Genomic DNA, 18,449 nt, shown 5'->3' on the forward strand with positions numbered 1-18,449 from the left:
ACGGCGTGATTCAGAATCTACCAACAAAAAGTGCAGTGGCAGAGGAGTTTTCTCTGACGTCATAGCATGTCGATATTTGATTTCTGATTTTGCTTAGGCTCGTCGGAATGACGGATTCATTCGTTTTTAGAAATAGCGGTGGCCAATCCCAAAGCTCGTCATTCTGAACTGCGAGGGACGGCGTGATTCAGAATCTACCAACAAAAAGTGCAGTGGCAGAGGAGTTTTCTCTGACGTCATAGCATGTCGATATTAGATTCCTGATCTCGCCTAGGCTCGTCGGAATGACGGATTCATTCGTTTTTAGAAATAGCGGTGGCCAATCTCAAAGCTCGTCATTCTGAATAGTGAGGGACGAGCGTGATTCAGAATCTACCAACAAAAAGTGCTGTAGCAGAGGGGTTTTCTCTGGCTTCACAGCACCTTGATATTAGATTCCTGATCTCGCCTAGGCTCGTCGGAATGACGGACTCATTCATTTTTAAAAAGAACAGAGGCCAATCCTAAAGTTCGTCATTTTGAACAGCGAGGGACGAGTGTGATTCAGAATCTACCAACAAAAAGTGCTGTGGCAGAGGAGTTTTCTCTGACTTCACAGCATTTTGCTATTAGATTCCTGATCTCGCTTGGGCTCGTCGGAACGACGAGGTCTTTCTTCTCGCCTTAAACAATAAAGCTTGCGCCTTCTTCTGCACTCGATACGTTTTGGCGGATCACGCTAAACAAGCCTCGTCCCCAGGTTTGTTGGGTAGATTCGGTGTCGAAATGAATCAACTCGCGACCAGTGGTATCGCTTAAGTTGTTCAGTTCGCCCGTTTGGCAATCCAGACGAATCAAATCGCCGTTGCGCACCAAACCAATCGCGCCACCACGAATGGCTTCTGGAGAAACATGAATCGCAGACGGAATTTTACCTGACGCGCCAGATAAGCGACCGTCAGTAACCAACGCCACTTTAAAGCCCGCTTTTTGCACGTTACCTAAAATTGGCATCAGCTTGTGCAGTTCAGGCATGCCGTTTGCTGCTGGGCCGTTGTGTGTGACTACAACGATGCAATCTTTGTTCAGCTCACCACGTTTGTACGCGGCTTCCACTTCGTGTTGGCATTGGAATACAATCGCAGGTGCAACAATCACGCGTTGCTCTTCTTTCACCGCAGACACTTTCACCACGGCTTTGCCCAAGTTGCCAGTCAGTACGCGAGTGCCGCCGGTGTTTTGGAAAGTGGCGTCCGGTTTGGCGATCACGTCACCGTCTTGGCTGCCTTGGCACGGTGTCCAAGTCAGTTGGCCATCGATAAGGCTCGGTAGCGTCATTTGGTCTTCAAATTCACCAAACACGGGTTTCACATCGCGATGCAAAAGCTCGGATTGGTTCAAGCGGTGCAATAACGCAGGCACGCCCCCCGCGTCTTGGAACGCGTTCATATCGGCTGGGCCGTTCGGGTAAACGCGAGCTAACAAAGGAACCACATCCGACAGATCGCTGATGTCTTGCCACGTGAGCAAGATGCCAGCAGCACGCGCCACGGCGATCATATGAATGGTGTGATTGGTGCTGCCGCCAGATGCAAGTAGAGCGATGATGCCGTTGACCAAGCTCTTTTCTGTGACCACTTCTGCCAACGGACGGAAGTGTGCAGAACCCGCCGTCATTGAGGCGATTTTCAGAGCCGCGTGATCGGTTAACGCTTTACGCAGTTGGGTATGGGGATGAATGAATGCCGAACCTGGCAGCATCAAGCCCATGGCTTCGAACACCAACTGGTTGGTGTTGGCTGTGCCGTAAAACGTACACGTACCCGCAGAGTGGTAAGCGCGACACTCCATATCCAGCAGAGCGTCTTTGCCGACTTCACCCGCTGCGTATTTTTGGCGCACGTCGACTTTCTCTTCGTTGCTGATGCCTGTTGCCATCAGACCCGCTGGTACAAACGCAGTCGGCAGGTGCGCGTAAGACAGTGCGCCCATCAGTTGCCCCGGGGCGATTTTGTCACAGATGCCAAGCAGTAATGTGGCATCAAAGACATTGTGGCTCAAAGACAACGCCGTTGATTGCGCAATTAAGTCACGCGAAAACAGCGACATATCCATGCCGGCTTGACCTTGAGTCACCCCATCGCACATCGCTGGCACACAACCTGCTACTTGCGCTGTATGTCCGTAGTCCGCCAGCACTTGTTTGATTTGCGCTGGGTAGTCTTGGTACGGCTGGTGGGCGCTCAACATGTCGTTGTAGGCGCTGATCAGCGCGACATTGGCATGAGTAAAATCGAGAATATTTTTCTTTTCAGAAGAGCAAGAAGCGGCGACTGCATGGGCTAAGTTACCACAAGATAAACCAACGCGGCCTTTACCTGCTTCGGCTTGGACTTCGGTGCGAGTAAGAAAGGCAGCGCGTGCTTCACGGCTGCGCTCGGTCAAACGTTGTGTGACCTCAAGAACAACAGAGTGAGTCATTACGCCACCTCGATCGCTTGCATTTTGATTAGCTCAGCGGCAGAGCGTTCCAACACGTCGCTGATGTCTCCGTCGATACTGACGATCAGAGTTTGAGGCTCGTTGTCTGGGCGCTCTAGCGTCTCGAATTGGCTCTTCACCATGTTTTCTTTCATGAAGTGGCCTTTGCGCATACGCATGCGATTAAGGATCAACTCCATATCGCCATCAAGGAACAGGAAGGTCACGTTGTCGTTGCCTTCGCGGATCTGATCGCGGTAAATCTTTTTCAGTGCTGAACAGACAATAATGCCGTGTTCGTTTTTGCTTTCTAGGCTGTACGCCGCATCACGAATGCGTTCTAGCCATGGCTTGCGATCATCATCGTTCAGAGGCTGGCCCGATGCCATTTTCTGAATGTTCGCTCGTGGATGAAGATCATCACCATCAATGAATTTACGCCCTAGCTTTTTCGCTAGATGCTCACCAATTGTGCTTTTACCACTAGCACAAACGCCCATAACGATGACACTACTACCAGCCATAACTTATCCTCATAACCAAATTTGCGCGTGATCTCAATTTTTGAATTCACTTTAAAATATGGGTTTATCTTATTCATGTTATCGGTAACATGTTACCGGTAACTTAAATAAATGTGAACCATAACACAAACAATAATTCTTAAAGGTGAACCTATGGAGCAATTAACCCTAACCCCAGATCCTACGTTCCTACTGACGATTGCAGGCCTTGCCATTGCAGCGTTACTCGTTCTGATCATTAAACTGAAAGTCCATGCTTTTGCTTCCCTTACTATGGTGAGTTTAGGTACGGCAATCGCCACTGGCGTTCCTTCAGAGAAAGTCGTATCGACCATGATGGGTGGGTTCGGCGGTACTCTGGCTTCCGTGGCATTGCTGGTTGGTCTTGGTGCGATGATCGGTAAAATTCTTGAAGTGACTGGCGGTGCGAAAGTGCTGGCAGACACTTTGATTGGTCGCTTTGGTAAAGAGCGCGCACCATTTGCTTTGGGCGTCGCTTCATTACTGTTTGGCTTCCCAATCTTCTTCGATGCTGGCCTTGTAGTGATGATGCCAATCATCCTAAGTGTGGCGGCTCGTTTTGGTGGCTCACCAATTAAATACGCGTTGCCAGCAGCCGGTGCTTTTGCGGTTATGCACGCGTTTGTTCCACCACACCCAGGTCCGGTTGCAGCGGCAGAATTCCTTGGCGCAAACATCGGTCTGCTATTGGTGGTGGGTATTCTGGTTGCTATTCCAACTTGGTACCTTGGCGCTTACCTATTTGGTTTGTACGCGGGCAAAAAATTCGATATCCCACTATCTAAAGCCTTCTTTAATGGCGAAGCGATGGTGGATGAGCGCAACGCACCAAAATTTGGCACGGTTATGACCATCCTTGTGCTGCCAGTCCTGCTAATCTGTTTGGATACGGTATTGAACACACTGGCGGTTGCGGGTGTGATTGATGGCAAAACGGCACTGGTTGAGTTCCTACGCATGCTAGGTAAAACCCCAGTTGCGTTGCTGATCACTTTGATTGTCTGTCTGGCTGTGTTTGCCAAAGACTACGGCATGGCAAAACTAGAAAAATTATGTGGTGAGTCATTGGCTCCTATCTGTGGTGTTATCCTAGTAACGGGTGCAGGTGGCATGTTTGGCGGCGTACTGCGCTCAAGCGGTATTGGTGATGCACTGGCTGACGTTCTTACAGACACAGGTATGCCTGTGATTGTGGCGGCGTTTGTGATTTCAACCTGTCTGCGTGTTGCTCAAGGCTCGGCAACCGTAGCGCTAACCACCACGGCGGCTCTTATCGCGCCGGTTGTGGCAGCATCAACAGGTTTGAGTGAACTCGACCTTTGCTTTATCGTAATCGCGATTGCGGGTGGTGCAACGGTACTGTCTCACTTCAATGACTCTGGTTTCTGGTTGGTATCTCGTCTCCTTGAGATGGATGAGAAAACCACATTAAAAACTTGGACGGTAATGGAAACGTTACTTGGCGGTATCGCGTTTATTATCGTCGCAACATTAAGCTTTATTCTTTAGAGGTTCCCCATGACAACACTTGAACAACGATTAAGAGAAATCAAAATCGTCCCAGTTATCGCAATCAACGACGTAGCACATGCTCTGCCACTGGCAAAAGTGTTGGTAGAAAACGGTTTACCATGTGCGGAAGTGACATTCCGCACCGAAGCGGCGGCGGAGTCGATTCGCATCATGCGTGAAGCGTACCCAGAACTGTTGATTGGCGCGGGCACCGTTCTGACCACAGAACAAGTGGATATCGCCATCGAAGCGGGCGTGGACTTTATCGTTAGCCCAGGCTTCAACCCAACCACAGTGAAATACTGTCAGCAACGTGGCGTGACTATCGTACCGGGTGTAAACAACCCAAGCTTGGTTGAGCAAGCGATGGAAATGGGTCTGCGTACGTTGAAGTTCTTCCCTGCTGAGCCATCAGGCGGCGTAAACATGTTGAAAGCACTCACGGCGGTTTACCCAGTTGAATTCATGCCAACAGGTGGCGTAAGCCCATCCAACGTGGAAGATTACCTAGCGCTGAAATCGGTTGTAGCTTGTGGCGGTACTTGGATGGTGCCAACCGCAATGATGGACAACGGCGATTGGGAAGGCATTGCTGAATTGGTTCGCGCAGTTAAGTAAAACGCACAAACGGCCCCGAAATACCCCCGAACGTTAGAAAACGTGATACGAAAAAGGGTCATCAAGTTACTTGATGACCCTTTTGCTTTTGGGAATGAAACGGTTTTAGAAGTGATGCTTCATAAAGCGCTTAATAAAGCGAATGAAATCTGCTTCGGCTAGCTTCGCGCACTTCAATGTTTGGGCGTGAGACAATTCTACATCTCCCAAGCCTTCTGCCATGTTGGTGATCGCACACACTGCCAATACGGGTAAGCCGCAATGCGCCGCAGAAATCACTTCTGGCACGACCGACATGCCCACCACATCACCACCGATGATTTGCATCATGCGGATTTCGGCTGCGGTCTCAAAGTTGGGGCCTGTGTAAGAGACAAACACACCTTCATTCAGGTGAATGCCATTGGCTTTGCCAACTTCAAACGCTTCTGCGCGCAGGTCTTTGTCGTACGCATTGGCGAGGCTGAAGAACCTCGGGCCGTACTCTTCATCATTCGGACCGACCATTGGCGACTCAGGCATGGTATTGATGTGGTCATGAAATACCACCAGAGAACCGACGTCGATGCGTTCAGGGCGAAGTGAGCCTGCCGCGTTGGTGACGAGCAGAAACTCACAGCCCAGCTTTTTAAAGGTGCGCACGGGCGTTGTCATGACCTTCATTGAGCCGTGTTCGTAGTAGTGACCGCGACCTTTCATGCACACTACGTCTACGCCGCCCATGGTGCCAAGTACCAACTCACCAGAGTGGCCTTGCACGGTGCTAACCGGAAAGCCTTCGAGCTCTTCGTATGGAATGACCACTTTGTCTTGTAGCTCGTCTGCCAATACGCCTAAGCCAGAGCCTAAAATAAACGCCGCTTTAGGTTGGAAGTTTGGTTTGCGTTCGCGAATGGTTTGTAGCGCGCCGATTACTGGATCGTGATTCATGTTAGTCACCTTCTGGTTGTGTGTTGATTCCATTGTGTGACTTTCTGCGCTGGTTATCTTTGCTTTATTCGCTACTATCATCCTTAAAAAGAGGATGATGAAATTCGCTAGGACTCAATGCATGAAGTCAGAACCATTTGAGCGCGTGACGCTGAAGATGCTGCGTTACTTTTACGAGGTCGCACAAACCAAGCATTTCACTAAGGCGGCCGAGAACCTCAATATCACCAATTCGCCGTTGAGCAATCGCATCAAAGAGTTGGAAGAGGTGCTTAACGTCAAACTGTTTGAGCGTGATTCAAGAAACGTCATGCTGACGGAGGCCGGGCGATTGTTGGAGTCCAAATGCCAACTGATTTTTCAGACCTTGGATGTCTCGCTCAATCAAGTTCAGCAAGTGGGGTTGAACCAGAGAAATATCTTGCGAGTTGGTGTGGTAAGTAGCGCATTTTGGGGCGGATTTGATCGTCTGTTACAGCGCTTCCATGCTGAGCATGACACTTATCACGCCGACATTTTTGACCTCAACCCAGAGACGCAAAAGAAGCACCTTAGCGAGAAGAAAATCGATGTGGGCATTGTGCGTTTTGCTGATGCACTCAACATTTATCCGTATCAGTCGGTATCTTTGGGCAAAGATGTGTTTGTGGTGGCGGTGTCGGAGCAACATGAGTTAGCCAGCAAATCTTTGCTGCGGCTCCAAGATTTAAAGACGTGTGAGTTTGCGTTTATGAGTTTGGCGAATTCTGCCTCGGCAAACTTCATCATCAATGCCTGTCTGCAAGAAGGCTTTTCACCCCATCTTGGCAAACAAGTGGTGGAGCCAAGCACCTTGATGGCGTATGTGGCAAACAGCAATACCGTGACGTTGGTGCCGTCGACGTTTTCTCAGCATCATTGGCATGGGATTCGTTTTATCAAGCTGAAAGAGTCACTGCGTGCAGACTTGTGTCTGATTCATGACGGTAAGCAGGAGAGTGCTATCAAAGCCGAGTTTATTCGCACGTTATTGGAGAATGCGAGTTAAGCATGGTCTAACAAAAAAAGGTCATCCTAAGATGACCTTTTCAAATGATTCGCTGAAATCAGCAATGCGATTAGCGCGCAATTAACGCATCGTTACGAATTACCGTCACACGTAGAATCTGGAGGATTTCTGTAAAGCCTTTTATGGCAAGGTATTTGTGTGTTTTCCAGAAAAATGAATTTTGATAGCCATTTTTTCTAAAAACTGTGTTGTCAGTATAGCATTTTCCAGAGAGTTAACTATTGTACTTCATTCGTTTATATCGCTTTTCCAGTGCCTCTTTGCCGCCTTCCATGATTTCACATACCTCCTGCCTAACAGATAGTTCTTGTAATCCACCCGCAGCAGCCAATGTAATATTTCCTTTATCCTCTAGTACGATGACTAATTCACTATCGCCATTCACAACAATATTTGGGTTGTGAGTAATAATTAAAAACTGACGCTTAGGTTTTATGTCATGCAACTTAGTTATCACCAGCTTGGAGATTAGTGCATTATCCAAGTCATCTTCTGGTTGATCAACGATGAGAGGCTCATCGCCATACGATAGCAAAAATGACAAAACTGTCGCAGCTTTTTGCCCTGCGGAACCTTGGCTTAGAGGTTTGAATCGACGCCCATCGTAAAACTCTACAGATAAGTTATCCTCTGGGAACCAACTCCAGAGCCTATCTAGGCTTGAGCTATCTAACTGCTCAATAACAGATGATAATCGTTTGCCAATAGTGCAGTTAAGTATGTTTGTTTTTGACGTATGGTGGTTGAATACATCTAACTTGAATTGGTGTAAATGCTCGTAAGAAGATCCTACTTGCTTTTCTTCAGCTTCAGCCATTTTAGACTTTAATGCATACAGGATACCTTGTTGTTTGTCCTCATCCATTAAATCGCTGGCAAAGGCTCCATCAACACGATTAATCAGTTCGCGAAAAGATAGCTCCAAGTGTTCAGAATGCTGCAATTGACCAATTGTTATCTTGAGATCTCGATGTGGTGAGATGTATTGGTTAACAAATGCATCTCGTCGTTTGGTCAGCTCTTTTCTCCATTCAATAAGGCTCTGATAAGAGTTTTTGATTTGATCCCTTAGTGTGTTTAGCTGCTTATTGGCGGAATCTATCTCTTCTACCTTTCCATTTAGAGCAACACGCTCTTTTACCAATGAATTGTATTCAGACGGCTCTTTTATGCCTTGTTGCTGCATTGAGGTGACTAATTGAGAGTATTGGTTGTAGGCACCAGTACATAGTTGTGAAAGGTTGGACTTTTCTACAGCCTCGCCCAGCAAGGCTAATTCAGATGCGATTAAGCCGAGTTCTTGAGTTGCGCTGTGTTTCCAATCTTCAATCTTCCGAGCCGTTTGCTGGAGAGAGTTAGCTATCATTGGATCATTTGTGACTTCGTTACTAATGCCTCCACTTATCTGGCCAGTGGAAGTTTGAATGCTATTTGTTATGGTCGTAATCTCACTATTCATGAGATTGAGAGCATTCAAGACGTAGTTTTTTTGATGGTATAAATTATTGTAGTTTTGCAGTATTTGTGCGTGACCAGATGCCTCTATATGTGCGATTTTAGCATTAACGTCTGCTAGCTGACCTTTTATAGTATTCAGACTAGAAACTTTATTGATTAAGCCTAGTTCAGATGCACGAAGCTGAATGAATTGATTTTTTAACTCATCCCAATGTGTTTGCCATGCTTGTATGCTTACTTCTGGCGAGTTATCGATGATCGCTAGTAGTGTGTTTGGGTCTTTAGCCATATCAAATATTTGTTTCTGGCTAAATATGCTGACTGGGAATCGGGTTTGAATGTCACCCAACTCAGGAACCCATTGCTCATTGTCTTTTCGATGAATGGTGGCTTGTTGTTGTGTCTGATCCCAAGAGATTCTGTAATCAATATTGTTCTTCGCAACAACACACTGGATCTGGCTGTTGTTTAATAGAACACCATAATCATTTCGATTTTGGGCAACTCTGAAGAACCTTTCAAAATTACGCCTAATCTCATTTGACTCATCGAGTTGAAGAATATCTCCTGTCTTGTGTAGAGCGATACGAATGAACTCCGCTAAAGTCGATTTGCCACTACCACGAGAACCTACAATTGAGTTGAGCCAAGGGTTTAGCTTGACACTAAATGGCTTACCTCTGCCACAATATTTTGTATCACTCACTGTCAGTTCTTTCAAATATGTCGACGGAAGAGTATTAGGTGTAAATTCTTCATCGGATCGCCTAATGCACGTATTCCCATCTAGCAAGGCAAGTTTAAGACCGTCTATAGTTGGAGAGGACATTTTGACCCATGTGTATGCTCTTCCATTCTCGTTTGGGGCATGGGAGTCGGAACCAATGATTTGTGGTAATGATAATCCAGTAGCTCTGAAGGTCGACATTTGTGGTTTATCAGGGAATACAACTTCTACTGCATCCGCTGCTTTGCAGACTCGCAATACAGATTTACTTCCTAATTTACATACACCTGATCCTTCAAGTTCAATATGCGCAGGAATAGCAACACCATTTAGATTCTCAGTTATGGCTTTTACGACGTGCTCTGGGCTTTGACTTCCATCGGTATCGCTATCACCATAAGTTCCTGTGTATCCGGCAGCTCCGATTGCTGTTGCGACATGTTGAGCATCCACAGAGGGGTCAAAGATAGCAAGGACATGTACGTTGCCTTGTGTACTTATTTCGACTCCAGGGAATAGATGTATGGTATGGCCTTCCGTTCTTAACTGTTGAGCTTCTTGTTGTAGACAATCTATCCACCCTGAAGTGTTATGATCGGTTACGGCTATACATTCAATTCCATGTTCAATATGACCTAGTAACCAATCTCTCGGAGAAATATCTTTCTGTTTATAGTCTAGTGATGCAGGGGAATGAGCGTGAAAGTCAAACTTCCACCATCTGGATCCAACAATATTATTCATGGTCTTGTACGCTATTATGGAGAATGGTTTCATTATCCTTACGGAAATGTATTATTCAATTTAATTCACATGACGGCCATCAATATCTTAGTAAATACATGTAAGTTGTTAGCGCTTTCTATGGCTTCGAAATTGAGGTGGTGTCGAAACCATAGAAGATTGACGTTCATTCGAGTTGAGGATGCAAAAAGGGTTAATCCATCGGTGTAATAGAGGTGACCTTACTCCGCTTGAAATTTGCTAATTCTTCTCGCAATTTGGCATTCTCAAACTCCAACTCTTCCTTGTCACTCAGAGCTTTTACGAGTTTATCATTCAGATGATGCTGAGCTGCTGCAAAGTCTGCTAGTTGCTGCTTAACAGCCTCATACTTATCTTTGTAGTTTTGCTTGATGCGCTTTTGCTCACTGAGCTTGGTGCGTACTGATTGAATTTCAGGTTGAACATATTCTCCTTTGGCTTCGGCAATATCGGCTTTGACCTGTTTTACCTTCTGAACGAAATCGGGGTAGTAATAGCCGCTACCGTTACCTAAGTTCGCTTCTTCCTCCACCGCTCTTACGCTAAGCTTTCGCGTGGTGGGAATACGCTTGGGCTTGCCTTGTTTTATACGTTCTAGTGCAGCCTCTAATGCTAATTGTGTATTTTCGTTCTTACTCATAAGTTGGCCACCTTTAAGTCAGGTTCAAAAGGGGTAAAGGACATATCAAAGTCAGCCATGACTTTCTCTGCGGCTCTTACTTGAGTGACATAGTGGCTATGTTCACTTACCGAAATTTCTTCGCCAGATACCATGTAAGCAACTAGACTGCGGTGCTTTTTCTGCCACCACTTAGCCTGTTGCTCGTCAATGATGCTACTACCAGAGGCGCAGCCCACACAGAATTGGGGAGTGACCACACCGTCCATATCGCAGTCATAACCAGATTTGCAATAGCTGTGCATTGAGCCATGCAATGTCAACTTACCATTTTTTACGGCCTTGTATATCACATCCCAAGAACTGTAGATGGTAGGGACATCCCCTCGCATTTTCATGATCGATTTGCCATGAGTACCTGATAGGGTTTCATCTGAGTGCCATTGTTTAAATATCTTGTTAGCGGTGGTTTCTGCGTTAATATCGTCAAGCATCGCCTTAAACTTGTCATCTACGATAAGATTTCGATAACTCGCTAACTTTCCACCATTTGTATACCACTCTGTCATTGCAAGATGGAGATGTTTAAATTGTTGTTTAAGGGCAACCAGTGTGCCAAAGCGGTTTTTAATGCAATAGAATGCTAAAGAGCGTCTAAATTGGTGGGTAGTCATGCACCAAGGCTGACCAACCTGTATCGTCTTTTTAATTTTCTCATGAGATTGAGGGTTGGAATCAAGGCAGTCTTGATAGTCTTCCTCTGTCACAATGAAATTAAATTGCTCACAAAAGCGTTGAAGGCGTCGATTCCAATTCGTGATGAATATGGGTGATTTAGAGCGATACGTTTGATTAACCCAAAGGCTATTGTTGTACTTTTTATCTGGGTACATTACCTCTTGTCGCCACCGCTCAGTAAGTGTGGTCATGAGTTCAATAGCAGTCTTAGATGAACTGGCGGTTATCCACGTTTCTCTCTTCTCGCCGAGCTTAAAGGTATGTGATTGAAGCATGTGGTACTCACGCCCATCAAGGGTGTCCGTGTAATAACTATTGGGAGTCAACTTATCCAACTCTGAATCACGCATACCGCTAAACCCTCCACACACAATGTAATTAGCAGTGATTAGTTGTGCTAGATAACGCTGAAAATCACTCCCGTTTTTTAATGGAATACTTGATAATTTTTGTGCGAGAGGGGCAATAATGTCATGTGGCTTTCGGGGTTTATTGTTGTTGATTGATTGAGCGCGTTTCTGTGTATTTACCTGACCGTTAGTTAGTATAAAAAAAAATATCGAACCATTAGCGGCTTTTTCATCGACAATTCGTTTTCCTTCAAGGTAGTTCTCTTGCAACTCGTTCTCAACTTGAGCAATTAACTCTCTATGGGTATGTGCACCTTCAATCAATTCAATGGCTTTGCCATAGATGGCATTACATAAACGCTCAGGAATGGTAAGTGTTTGCTGCCCCTCCATTTGGTTTAACTTTTTAGATAAAGCAGTACTCTTTATAGTCTCAGAAAACTCATGGTTAACCTTGTGCCATGCTGTATCTTTAATAATTGCATTGATAGCGACAAAACACTGCTCTAATGAACTTTTAGCGAATTGCTTTTCAACCAAGTACGATTCAAAGCCAGTCCAATTTGATGGTTTTGAAAGAGCACGTATAGAGCCAAAGCCTTGTTTTTCTAAATGACGGTAAGCCACGTTCGCATCCTTGAGCCTTGAATACGTGCTAGAGAACTTCAAAGCCTTACGTTTTTGTGGGCTTTTATTGAATAACCATCCGTAGATGAAAATCTTTAATTCTCGCTGTAACTCTGGGCTGTTATCGAGTGCTTCAAAATTAAGGTTGTTCTTATTTTTTTTCCGAGAAAACGGAAAACAATTCCAATTACTATCCCCAAAGGTGGCAGTGACATTGCCAGAGCTATCTTTACAGACCACAACCTTATCAAGCTCATCAAAGCGGCCTTCGTGATAAAGCCTAACAATATCGACTTCTTGTACTTTATGCTGCTCTGGAAAGCTATCTAAATATAAATGTTCGATTGGCATTACACGCTCTCCTTCGGATTGTTAGGAATTAAGTGAAGAATCGATTCGGGTTCACCCCATGCGGGGTGAAGTCCATCATCATCCAGCTTTGATTCTGCTTGTTTTACTATTTTTGAATTGATATTGGGAAGAATTTTGGAGTCGATAAACACTATTATTTGCTCAAAATTCTTACGATAATGATGGGCATCCAAATGCAAGAACAGAGATTCCTCAATACACGCCTTAAACGATAGCAAGCACCAAATATCTACAACGGACTGAACGATAACTTGATGAGGGCAGCCAAAGCACTCTAATAAATCCGCACAAGCTAATTTTTCTCCCTCTTTGGCTAACCTTTGCTTTTGTGCCTTTCTGGTAAACTTCACCGACTTACTTCCGAAAGGGTCTCTGCAACTCCCACCGTTTGATGTTCGACTAAGGTTTGGTAACTTAATGGCATTCTCTTTTTCAATGATAAGCACATAAATACCAAGATTTTCTTTTGCTTCCTTGGGTGATACACCGTTTTTTATTTGCTCTTCACGAATGGCGAAAGTGTCTTGCAGCATCCCATTATTGCTGTGCTTATTGCCTTCGCTGTAATGCTTTTTTCGAACATTGGACGTATTTCCAAGCATGATGTCATTAGCTATTTCACCTTGATGGTACGCCGTTAATTGAGCGCCTGTTTCACGAAATCGGCTTACCACAGGGCGCAGTCTTCGTCCTGTTTGGTCGGTGAAGGTAAAGTGTTTTTCTACCCACAAATGAAGGAAGGCTTGCAGGGTTGCCCCCTTGATGGATTGCACTTCTTTTGAGGCAATCGTTTGCAGAAGTAGGGCATCACTTTCATCAGAAATTAATCGTGAAGCTTCAAGTAACTTATCAAAAAAATTCATCGAATACTTTGGTATTTCAAGTTCGTGCTCACCCATTTCAACACGAATAGTTTTGAAAGCTCTACGCTTAAAGGCTGGCATCGTATACCACACTTCACCTAGTGTTGTTGAAGCATTCTCGGGCTGTTTTAACTTGAACAGGTCACTTGTGTTTGCATAGGTGTAATACGCCATTAGGAACGTGGCAGCTGCCATCATTTTTGAGATTGCGCCGCATAATGGATATTCATTTCCTTTCCAGTTAAAGGTCATGGTAGGTGAGCTTTTATACGCCTGCATATGCTTTTCAGGGGACGTAACAAACTGTTGATGCGTTTGCTTAAATAGCGCCCTTAAAAAAGGAAGAATTTGTTTTAAATCGCTTCGGGTGTAAGCCTCAAAAGACTCAGCATCACTTTTATCTCGCACAACGATATTGTCGAAATACGAGCGAGGTAAGTCTAAATAAAGAGTGAAAGTAGCCACGATAGAAGCATGAACTTGCGCATAGGTTACGCTTTTGACTTGCCCTAACATGACACGCTCATTTTGATAATTCATATAGTTCTCAATCGATGATTGAGAAAAGGCTTCGTCAGTTTTCTTGTCACACCACTGAAGATATTGAACTACTCTATGAAAGTGGGTATAGAGAGTTGAATGGCTCCCCCCTTCTTTGATAATTTCATCAAATCGAGCCTTCATTTGAAGAATGAAGGCTTCTCTATCCGCACCTTCAAATTGTTGGCCTTGCTGCAAAGCTTTGGTAGATGGAGCGTGTTTAAATAACAAGCGATTAAAATCCACTCGGGCATTACCATTTACATTCAATTCAATGCATAGGTCGGGATTCCAATTATGAAGGTGCGTGATGTTACTCATTCTCTGCCTCCAAAGCTTCGTGCATTATGCTATCAAGGATGCCGAACTTGACCTTGAAGGCGTCCTTGCGCTGTAAGAATTTCACATACTTCATGGTGGTGCTTTCATCTTTATGCCCCATCCAGCCCATCAGAAGCTCCATACAGTCGACAACGGGCAATTTAGCCTCTAGCAGGTCACTGAGGCGATAGGTGCCATAGGTGGCACGTAAATCATGGAAGCGATGGGTAAATGAAGGCTCGGCCTTTTTTATTTCCGCCCTGAACTCAACCCACCGAGCTTCAATGGACTTCCCTGTAGCAGGGTTACCTTGCTGGCTAACAAAGAGTGGTTCGTGACGTTCACAGCGCTCCAGTATTTCAATAGTCTTCTGGGCGAAAGGAGGGACGTCGCTATCCAACTGCTCAATTTTCTCACTCATCTTGGCGACACGCTTCAGGCGGCGCTCTGAAGTTCGATATTCATTCAATGAATGAAGTAAATCCGATGAAATCTCCACAGCCCGAGTTTTTAGGAGCTTGGTTTGCACCCCTGTGGAGCGGGGGCATAACAGAATCTCTAAACGATGCTCGCTTTCAGCAAGCGGGGTTGCAGTGTCTAGCGCATCTAGCGTTAGAGTTGCCACTTCTTCAACTCGCATTCCTGTATCAATCGCAAGCAAGGCTTGTAAGCGCAGCTCTTCAGATGTTTGCAGGAGATGTTGAGTCAAAATGCTCAGGGCATCACGGCTTAACGGGGATAGCGGTCTGATGTTTTTGCTATCCGCATCCCTTGGTACTTTTATGCGTAAATCACTGGTTTCAACGATGAAGGTTGGGGATATATGGGAAAGCATCCCATTGTTTTCAACAGAGACAAACTCCATTTTGAATGGGGCTTCCTTCTCGTTTTTTATGCATAGATAACCATCGTGCATCAACCATTTATAGTAGTTGACGATTTGGTTCATACGAACACTGGCTGTGCTATGTGCAAGCTCGCCTTGCTTTATTTTCTTGAGTAGGTGGGAGCGGAACAAGTAAGTTGGTTTGAGCCGTTTGACTGGCGGGAATTTATCCCAACTCAACTCCTTATCCTCAAGAAATTGGTAGTAGGCACGCAAAGCCTGCGCGCAAGGGGATAAATCTTCTGCTTTCTTTATGGCCTTAAGATAAAGCAGGTAGCTATTGGCTTCGTGATTGAATACACCATCTTGTGAAAAGAGGGTTGGCAGCGAACCGATATTGTCATTGGAAGGGAGGCAATGGAATGTACCATTATCCAGTTTTTGTAGCTCAGTCTCTTTGAAAACATCGCTGGAGTGTACAAGGTATGTCATAAATCATCCTGAAAAATATCACTGTCCATGCATCCAGTATGGACAGTGATTGGTTATTTTCCAGATTTACTTACGTGTGTAAGAAGCTTTTCCTACACTAACCCCTCATGGTAACGAACTCTTCTGAGCCCGTTGGGTGGATAGCCACAACAGAGTCGAAGTCTGCTTTGGTTGCGCCCATCTTCATTGCTACGCCGAAGCCTTGGATCATTTCATCTACCGTGAAGCCGATGCCGTGTAGGCCAACAACCGTTTCTTCTTCGCCCGCACATACAAGCTTCATCTTACATGGTTGACGGTGCTTAGTAACAGCGGTGTACATCGCAGTAAAGCCAGATGTGTAGACTTTGATGTTGTCTTTGCCGTACTTCTCTTCTGCTTCTTGCGTTGTTAGACCGATAGTGCCGATTGGTGGGTGGCTAAATACCACAGTTGGTACCAAATCGTAGTCCATCTTCGCGTTTGGTTTGTTGTTGAAAAGACGCTCAGAAAGTTGACGACCCGCTTTCACTGCTACTGGTGTTAGTTCGATACCGCCTTCCATGATGTCACCCACACAGTAGATGCCTTTCACGTTAGTTTCTTGGTATTCGTCTACCTTGATGTAGCCTTTTTCGTTCGTTGCCACGCCGGTTGACGCTAGGTTGATTGCGTCTGTCGCAGGGTGACGACCGATTGCCCAAATCAGTTGGTCAACGTTTTGGCTTTCACCGTTTTCTAGGTGCAGAGTTAGGCTGCCATCGGCTTCTTTTACCACTTCTTTTGGTACAGAGTGGGTGTGCAGTTTTGGACCTTCTGCGTCCATCACTTCAACCAACGTATCGATGATCATTGGATCGAAGCTACGCAGTGGTGACTCTTTACGTACGAACAGGTGCGTTTCTGTACCTAGCGCGTGCAGTACGCCAGCAATTTCAACTGCGATGTAGCCAGCACCCACAACCGCAACGCGTTTTGGTTGCTCTGCTAGGTCGAAGAAGCCGTTTGAATCGATGCCGTATTCAGCGCCTGGAATGTTTGGAATAGTAGGACGACCACCAACCGCGATCAGGATGTGATCTGCTGTGTAGTGTTCACCGTTTACTTCGACAGTTTTTTCGTCAACAAACTTAGCAAAGCCTTTAATCACGTTTACTTTGTTGTTGCCAAGAACGCGATCGTAAGATTGGTGAATACGACCGATGTATGCCTGACGGCTCTCAACCAGTTTGCTCCAGTCGAAACCTTTCACGTCGACATCAAAACCGTAATCTTCTGCGTACAGGTTCATCGCTTCTGCGATTTGCGCGCCATGCCACATCACTTTTTTCGGTACACAACCTACGTTTACACAGGTACCGCCAAGGTCTTGAGCTTCGATTAGCGCAACTTTCGCGCCGTACATCGCCGCACGGTTTGCAGATGCGATGCCGCCACTGCCGCCACCGATACAGATATAGTCAAAATGAGTCGCCATTACTTTCTCCAAGAGCTTATAAATTTTATCTGGTACATAGATAGATTGGGATGACCTTGCCCGAACTCAATGCCACCGTTATCCCACTATCATAAATCGAATTCGACTAATTCCTAAATGGGAAAAAGCGACAATACTTATGACAAATAGCGATGAGAGGCACAAAAAGAAGAATAAGCACGACTGGAGGGAGAAGGTGAGAGCATAAAAAAGCGCAACGAGAATATCGTTGCGCTTGAAGATAGCAGTACTGAAGTGCTTACTCTGGCACAATCCAGTCCACTTTCCAGTGGCCAGTTGCTGGTGCGATCGCGTCTTGCAGGAATGGCAGAATCTCTTTCATCTGGCTTTCCAGTTTCCATGGCGGGTTAATCACAATCATGCCGGATGCCGTCATGCCGCGCTCGTTGGTATCTGGTGCAACACCTAACTCGATTTGCAGAATTTTACGAATACCCAGTGCTTCCAAGCCTTCGATCATATCTTCGATGTCGTGGCGGTTTACCACTGGGTACCAAATTGCGTAGATACCGGTTGCCCAACGTTTATGGCTCTGATGAATCGCTCGTACCACATCGCGATACTCTTTCGCGAGTTCGTATGGTGGGTCAATCAGCACCAAACCACGACGTTCTTGTGGCGGTAAGCTTGCTTTGAGGCGTTGGAACCCGTCCTCTTTGAAGATGCTCACTTGGCGATCACGATGGAATTCTTGCTCTAACAATGGGTGATCGGCCGGGTGCAACTCGGTCAGCACCATGCGATCTTGTGGGCGGATTTGCGCGCGCGCTACACGTGGTGAGCCTGGGTAGTAACGCAGCTTCTCGCCGTTGTTGAGCACTTTAATGGCATCGATGTAGCTTTTGATGTCTTCGGGAATGCTTGGGTTATCCCAAATACGTGCGATGCCTTGTTTGTATTCGCCCGTTTTTTCAGACCATTCGTGAGTCAGATCGTAACGGCCCACACCCGAGTGGGTATCGTGATAAACGAATGGCTTATCTTTTTGTTTCAGCGCATCAAGAATGAGGCTTTGAACGATGTGTTTGACCACGTCGGCATGGTTGCCAGCGTGGAAGCTGTGGCGGTAACTTAACAAATTAAACTCTCGAAACACTCTTTGGTTGAGTGTGGTCTGTGATTTTCACTCTATGGCGGTATTATACTCAAGTAACTTAAAGA

The 18,449-nt window shown here is 45.7% G+C and carries 13 protein-coding genes; 3 read left to right on the plus strand and 10 right to left on the minus strand.

Features of this window, described 5'->3' with window-relative positions; translation table 11 throughout:
* Positions 1–663: 663 nt before the first annotated feature.
* Both edd and R7P74_RS12350 read right to left on the minus strand, forming a co-directional pair.
* Positions 664–2,460 carry a phosphogluconate dehydratase gene (edd, locus tag R7P74_RS12345; RefSeq protein ID WP_318122878.1) on the minus strand — a complete coding sequence of 599 codons (1,797 nt, stop codon included), beginning with the start codon at positions 2,458–2,460 and terminating at the stop codon, positions 664–666.
* Positions 2,460–2,984: a gluconokinase gene (locus R7P74_RS12350; protein ID WP_213893885.1), complete on the minus strand. Its 525-nt coding sequence runs from the start codon at positions 2,982–2,984 to the stop codon at positions 2,460–2,462. The genes edd and R7P74_RS12350 overlap by 1 nt, the downstream gene beginning before the upstream one ends.
* Before the next feature lie 153 nt (positions 2,985–3,137).
* On the opposite strand from R7P74_RS12350, the gene R7P74_RS12355 reads away from it, so the two are divergent.
* The gene (locus R7P74_RS12355; protein ID WP_318105335.1) at positions 3,138–4,514 is read left to right on the plus strand and encodes a GntP family permease; all 1,377 of its coding nucleotides are present in this window, start codon (positions 3,138–3,140) and stop codon (positions 4,512–4,514) included.
* 9 nt (positions 4,515–4,523) lie between these two features.
* On the plus strand, positions 4,524–5,135 hold the full coding sequence (locus R7P74_RS12360; RefSeq protein ID WP_005394384.1) for a bifunctional 4-hydroxy-2-oxoglutarate aldolase/2-dehydro-3-deoxy-phosphogluconate aldolase: 612 nt from the start codon (positions 4,524–4,526) through the stop codon (positions 5,133–5,135).
* A 105-nt stretch (positions 5,136–5,240) separates the two neighbouring features.
* On the opposite strand, the gene xapA is transcribed toward R7P74_RS12360, so the two are convergent.
* A complete protein-coding gene (gene xapA / locus R7P74_RS12365; protein WP_318122879.1) occupies positions 5,241–6,065 on the minus strand; it encodes a xanthosine phosphorylase in 825 nt (274 codons plus the stop codon).
* Between the two features lie 121 nt (positions 6,066–6,186).
* On the opposite strand from xapA, the gene R7P74_RS12370 reads away from it, so the two are divergent.
* A complete protein-coding gene (locus R7P74_RS12370) occupies positions 6,187–7,092 on the plus strand; it encodes a LysR family transcriptional regulator (protein ID WP_162497013.1) in 906 nt (301 codons plus the stop codon).
* 235 nt (positions 7,093–7,327) lie between these two features.
* Here R7P74_RS12370 and R7P74_RS12375 read toward each other — a convergent pair whose 3' ends face one another.
* The 7 genes from R7P74_RS12375 to R7P74_RS12405 all read right to left on the minus strand — a co-directional run bounded on the left by R7P74_RS12375 (position 7,328) and on the right by R7P74_RS12405 (position 18,366).
* On the minus strand, positions 7,328–10,042 hold the full coding sequence (locus R7P74_RS12375) for a TrlF family AAA-like ATPase (RefSeq protein WP_180793863.1): 2,715 nt from the start codon (positions 10,040–10,042) through the stop codon (positions 7,328–7,330).
* Between the two features lie 193 nt (positions 10,043–10,235).
* Entirely contained in the window at positions 10,236–10,703 is a 468-nt protein-coding gene (locus tag R7P74_RS12380) for a hypothetical protein (protein WP_318122880.1), read from the minus strand.
* The gene (locus tag R7P74_RS12385; RefSeq protein WP_252094121.1) at positions 10,700–12,748 is read right to left on the minus strand and encodes a hypothetical protein; all 2,049 of its coding nucleotides are present in this window, start codon (positions 12,746–12,748) and stop codon (positions 10,700–10,702) included. Before R7P74_RS12385 ends, R7P74_RS12380 begins: the two co-directional genes overlap by 4 nt.
* Positions 12,748–14,493, minus strand: coding sequence for a hypothetical protein (locus tag R7P74_RS12390; protein ID WP_318122881.1), 1,746 nt, complete (start codon positions 14,491–14,493; stop codon positions 12,748–12,750). The genes R7P74_RS12385 and R7P74_RS12390 overlap by 1 nt, the downstream gene beginning before the upstream one ends.
* Positions 14,486–15,811 carry a tyrosine-type recombinase/integrase gene (locus R7P74_RS12395; RefSeq protein WP_140103246.1) on the minus strand — a complete coding sequence of 442 codons (1,326 nt, stop codon included), beginning with the start codon at positions 15,809–15,811 and terminating at the stop codon, positions 14,486–14,488. Before R7P74_RS12395 ends, R7P74_RS12390 begins: the two co-directional genes overlap by 8 nt.
* Before the next feature lie 97 nt (positions 15,812–15,908).
* Positions 15,909–17,267 (minus strand): glutathione-disulfide reductase, encoded by a 1,359-nt coding sequence (gene gorA / locus R7P74_RS12400; protein WP_042522575.1) that lies wholly within the window; start codon positions 17,265–17,267, stop codon positions 15,909–15,911.
* 259 nt (positions 17,268–17,526) lie between these two features.
* Positions 17,527–18,366, minus strand: a complete 840-nt coding sequence (locus R7P74_RS12405) for a 23S rRNA (adenine(2030)-N(6))-methyltransferase RlmJ (RefSeq protein WP_005379158.1) — start codon at positions 18,364–18,366, stop codon at positions 17,527–17,529.
* Positions 18,367–18,449 lie beyond the last annotated feature (83 nt).

Source organism: Vibrio sp. 2033 (genome assembly GCF_033339735.1).

Excerpts from the sequence above, each read along its gene's own strand:
- gorA (WP_042522575.1), bottom strand. The coding sequence starts at position 17,267 with ATGGCGACTCATTTTGACTATATCTGTATCGGTGGCGGCAGTGGCGGC.
- R7P74_RS12370 (WP_162497013.1), top strand. The coding sequence starts at position 6,187 with ATGAAGTCAGAACCATTTGAGCGCGTGACGCTGAAGATGCTGCGTTAC.
- R7P74_RS12350 (WP_213893885.1), bottom strand. The coding sequence starts at position 2,984 with ATGGCTGGTAGTAGTGTCATCGTTATGGGCGTTTGTGCTAGTGGTAAA.
- edd (WP_318122878.1), bottom strand. The coding sequence starts at position 2,460 with ATGACTCACTCTGTTGTTCTTGAGGTCACACAACGTTTGACCGAGCGC.
- R7P74_RS12375 (WP_180793863.1), bottom strand. The coding sequence starts at position 10,042 with ATGAATAATATTGTTGGATCCAGATGGTGGAAGTTTGACTTTCACGCT.
- R7P74_RS12385 (WP_252094121.1), bottom strand. The coding sequence starts at position 12,748 with ATGCCAATCGAACATTTATATTTAGATAGCTTTCCAGAGCAGCATAAA.
- R7P74_RS12360 (WP_005394384.1), top strand. The coding sequence starts at position 4,524 with ATGACAACACTTGAACAACGATTAAGAGAAATCAAAATCGTCCCAGTT.
- R7P74_RS12355 (WP_318105335.1), top strand. The coding sequence starts at position 3,138 with ATGGAGCAATTAACCCTAACCCCAGATCCTACGTTCCTACTGACGATT.
- xapA (WP_318122879.1), bottom strand. The coding sequence starts at position 6,065 with ATGAATCACGATCCAGTAATCGGCGCGCTACAAACCATTCGCGAACGC.
- R7P74_RS12395 (WP_140103246.1), bottom strand. The coding sequence starts at position 15,811 with ATGACATACCTTGTACACTCCAGCGATGTTTTCAAAGAGACTGAGCTA.
- R7P74_RS12380 (WP_318122880.1), bottom strand. The coding sequence starts at position 10,703 with ATGAGTAAGAACGAAAATACACAATTAGCATTAGAGGCTGCACTAGAA.
- R7P74_RS12390 (WP_318122881.1), bottom strand. The coding sequence starts at position 14,493 with ATGAGTAACATCACGCACCTTCATAATTGGAATCCCGACCTATGCATT.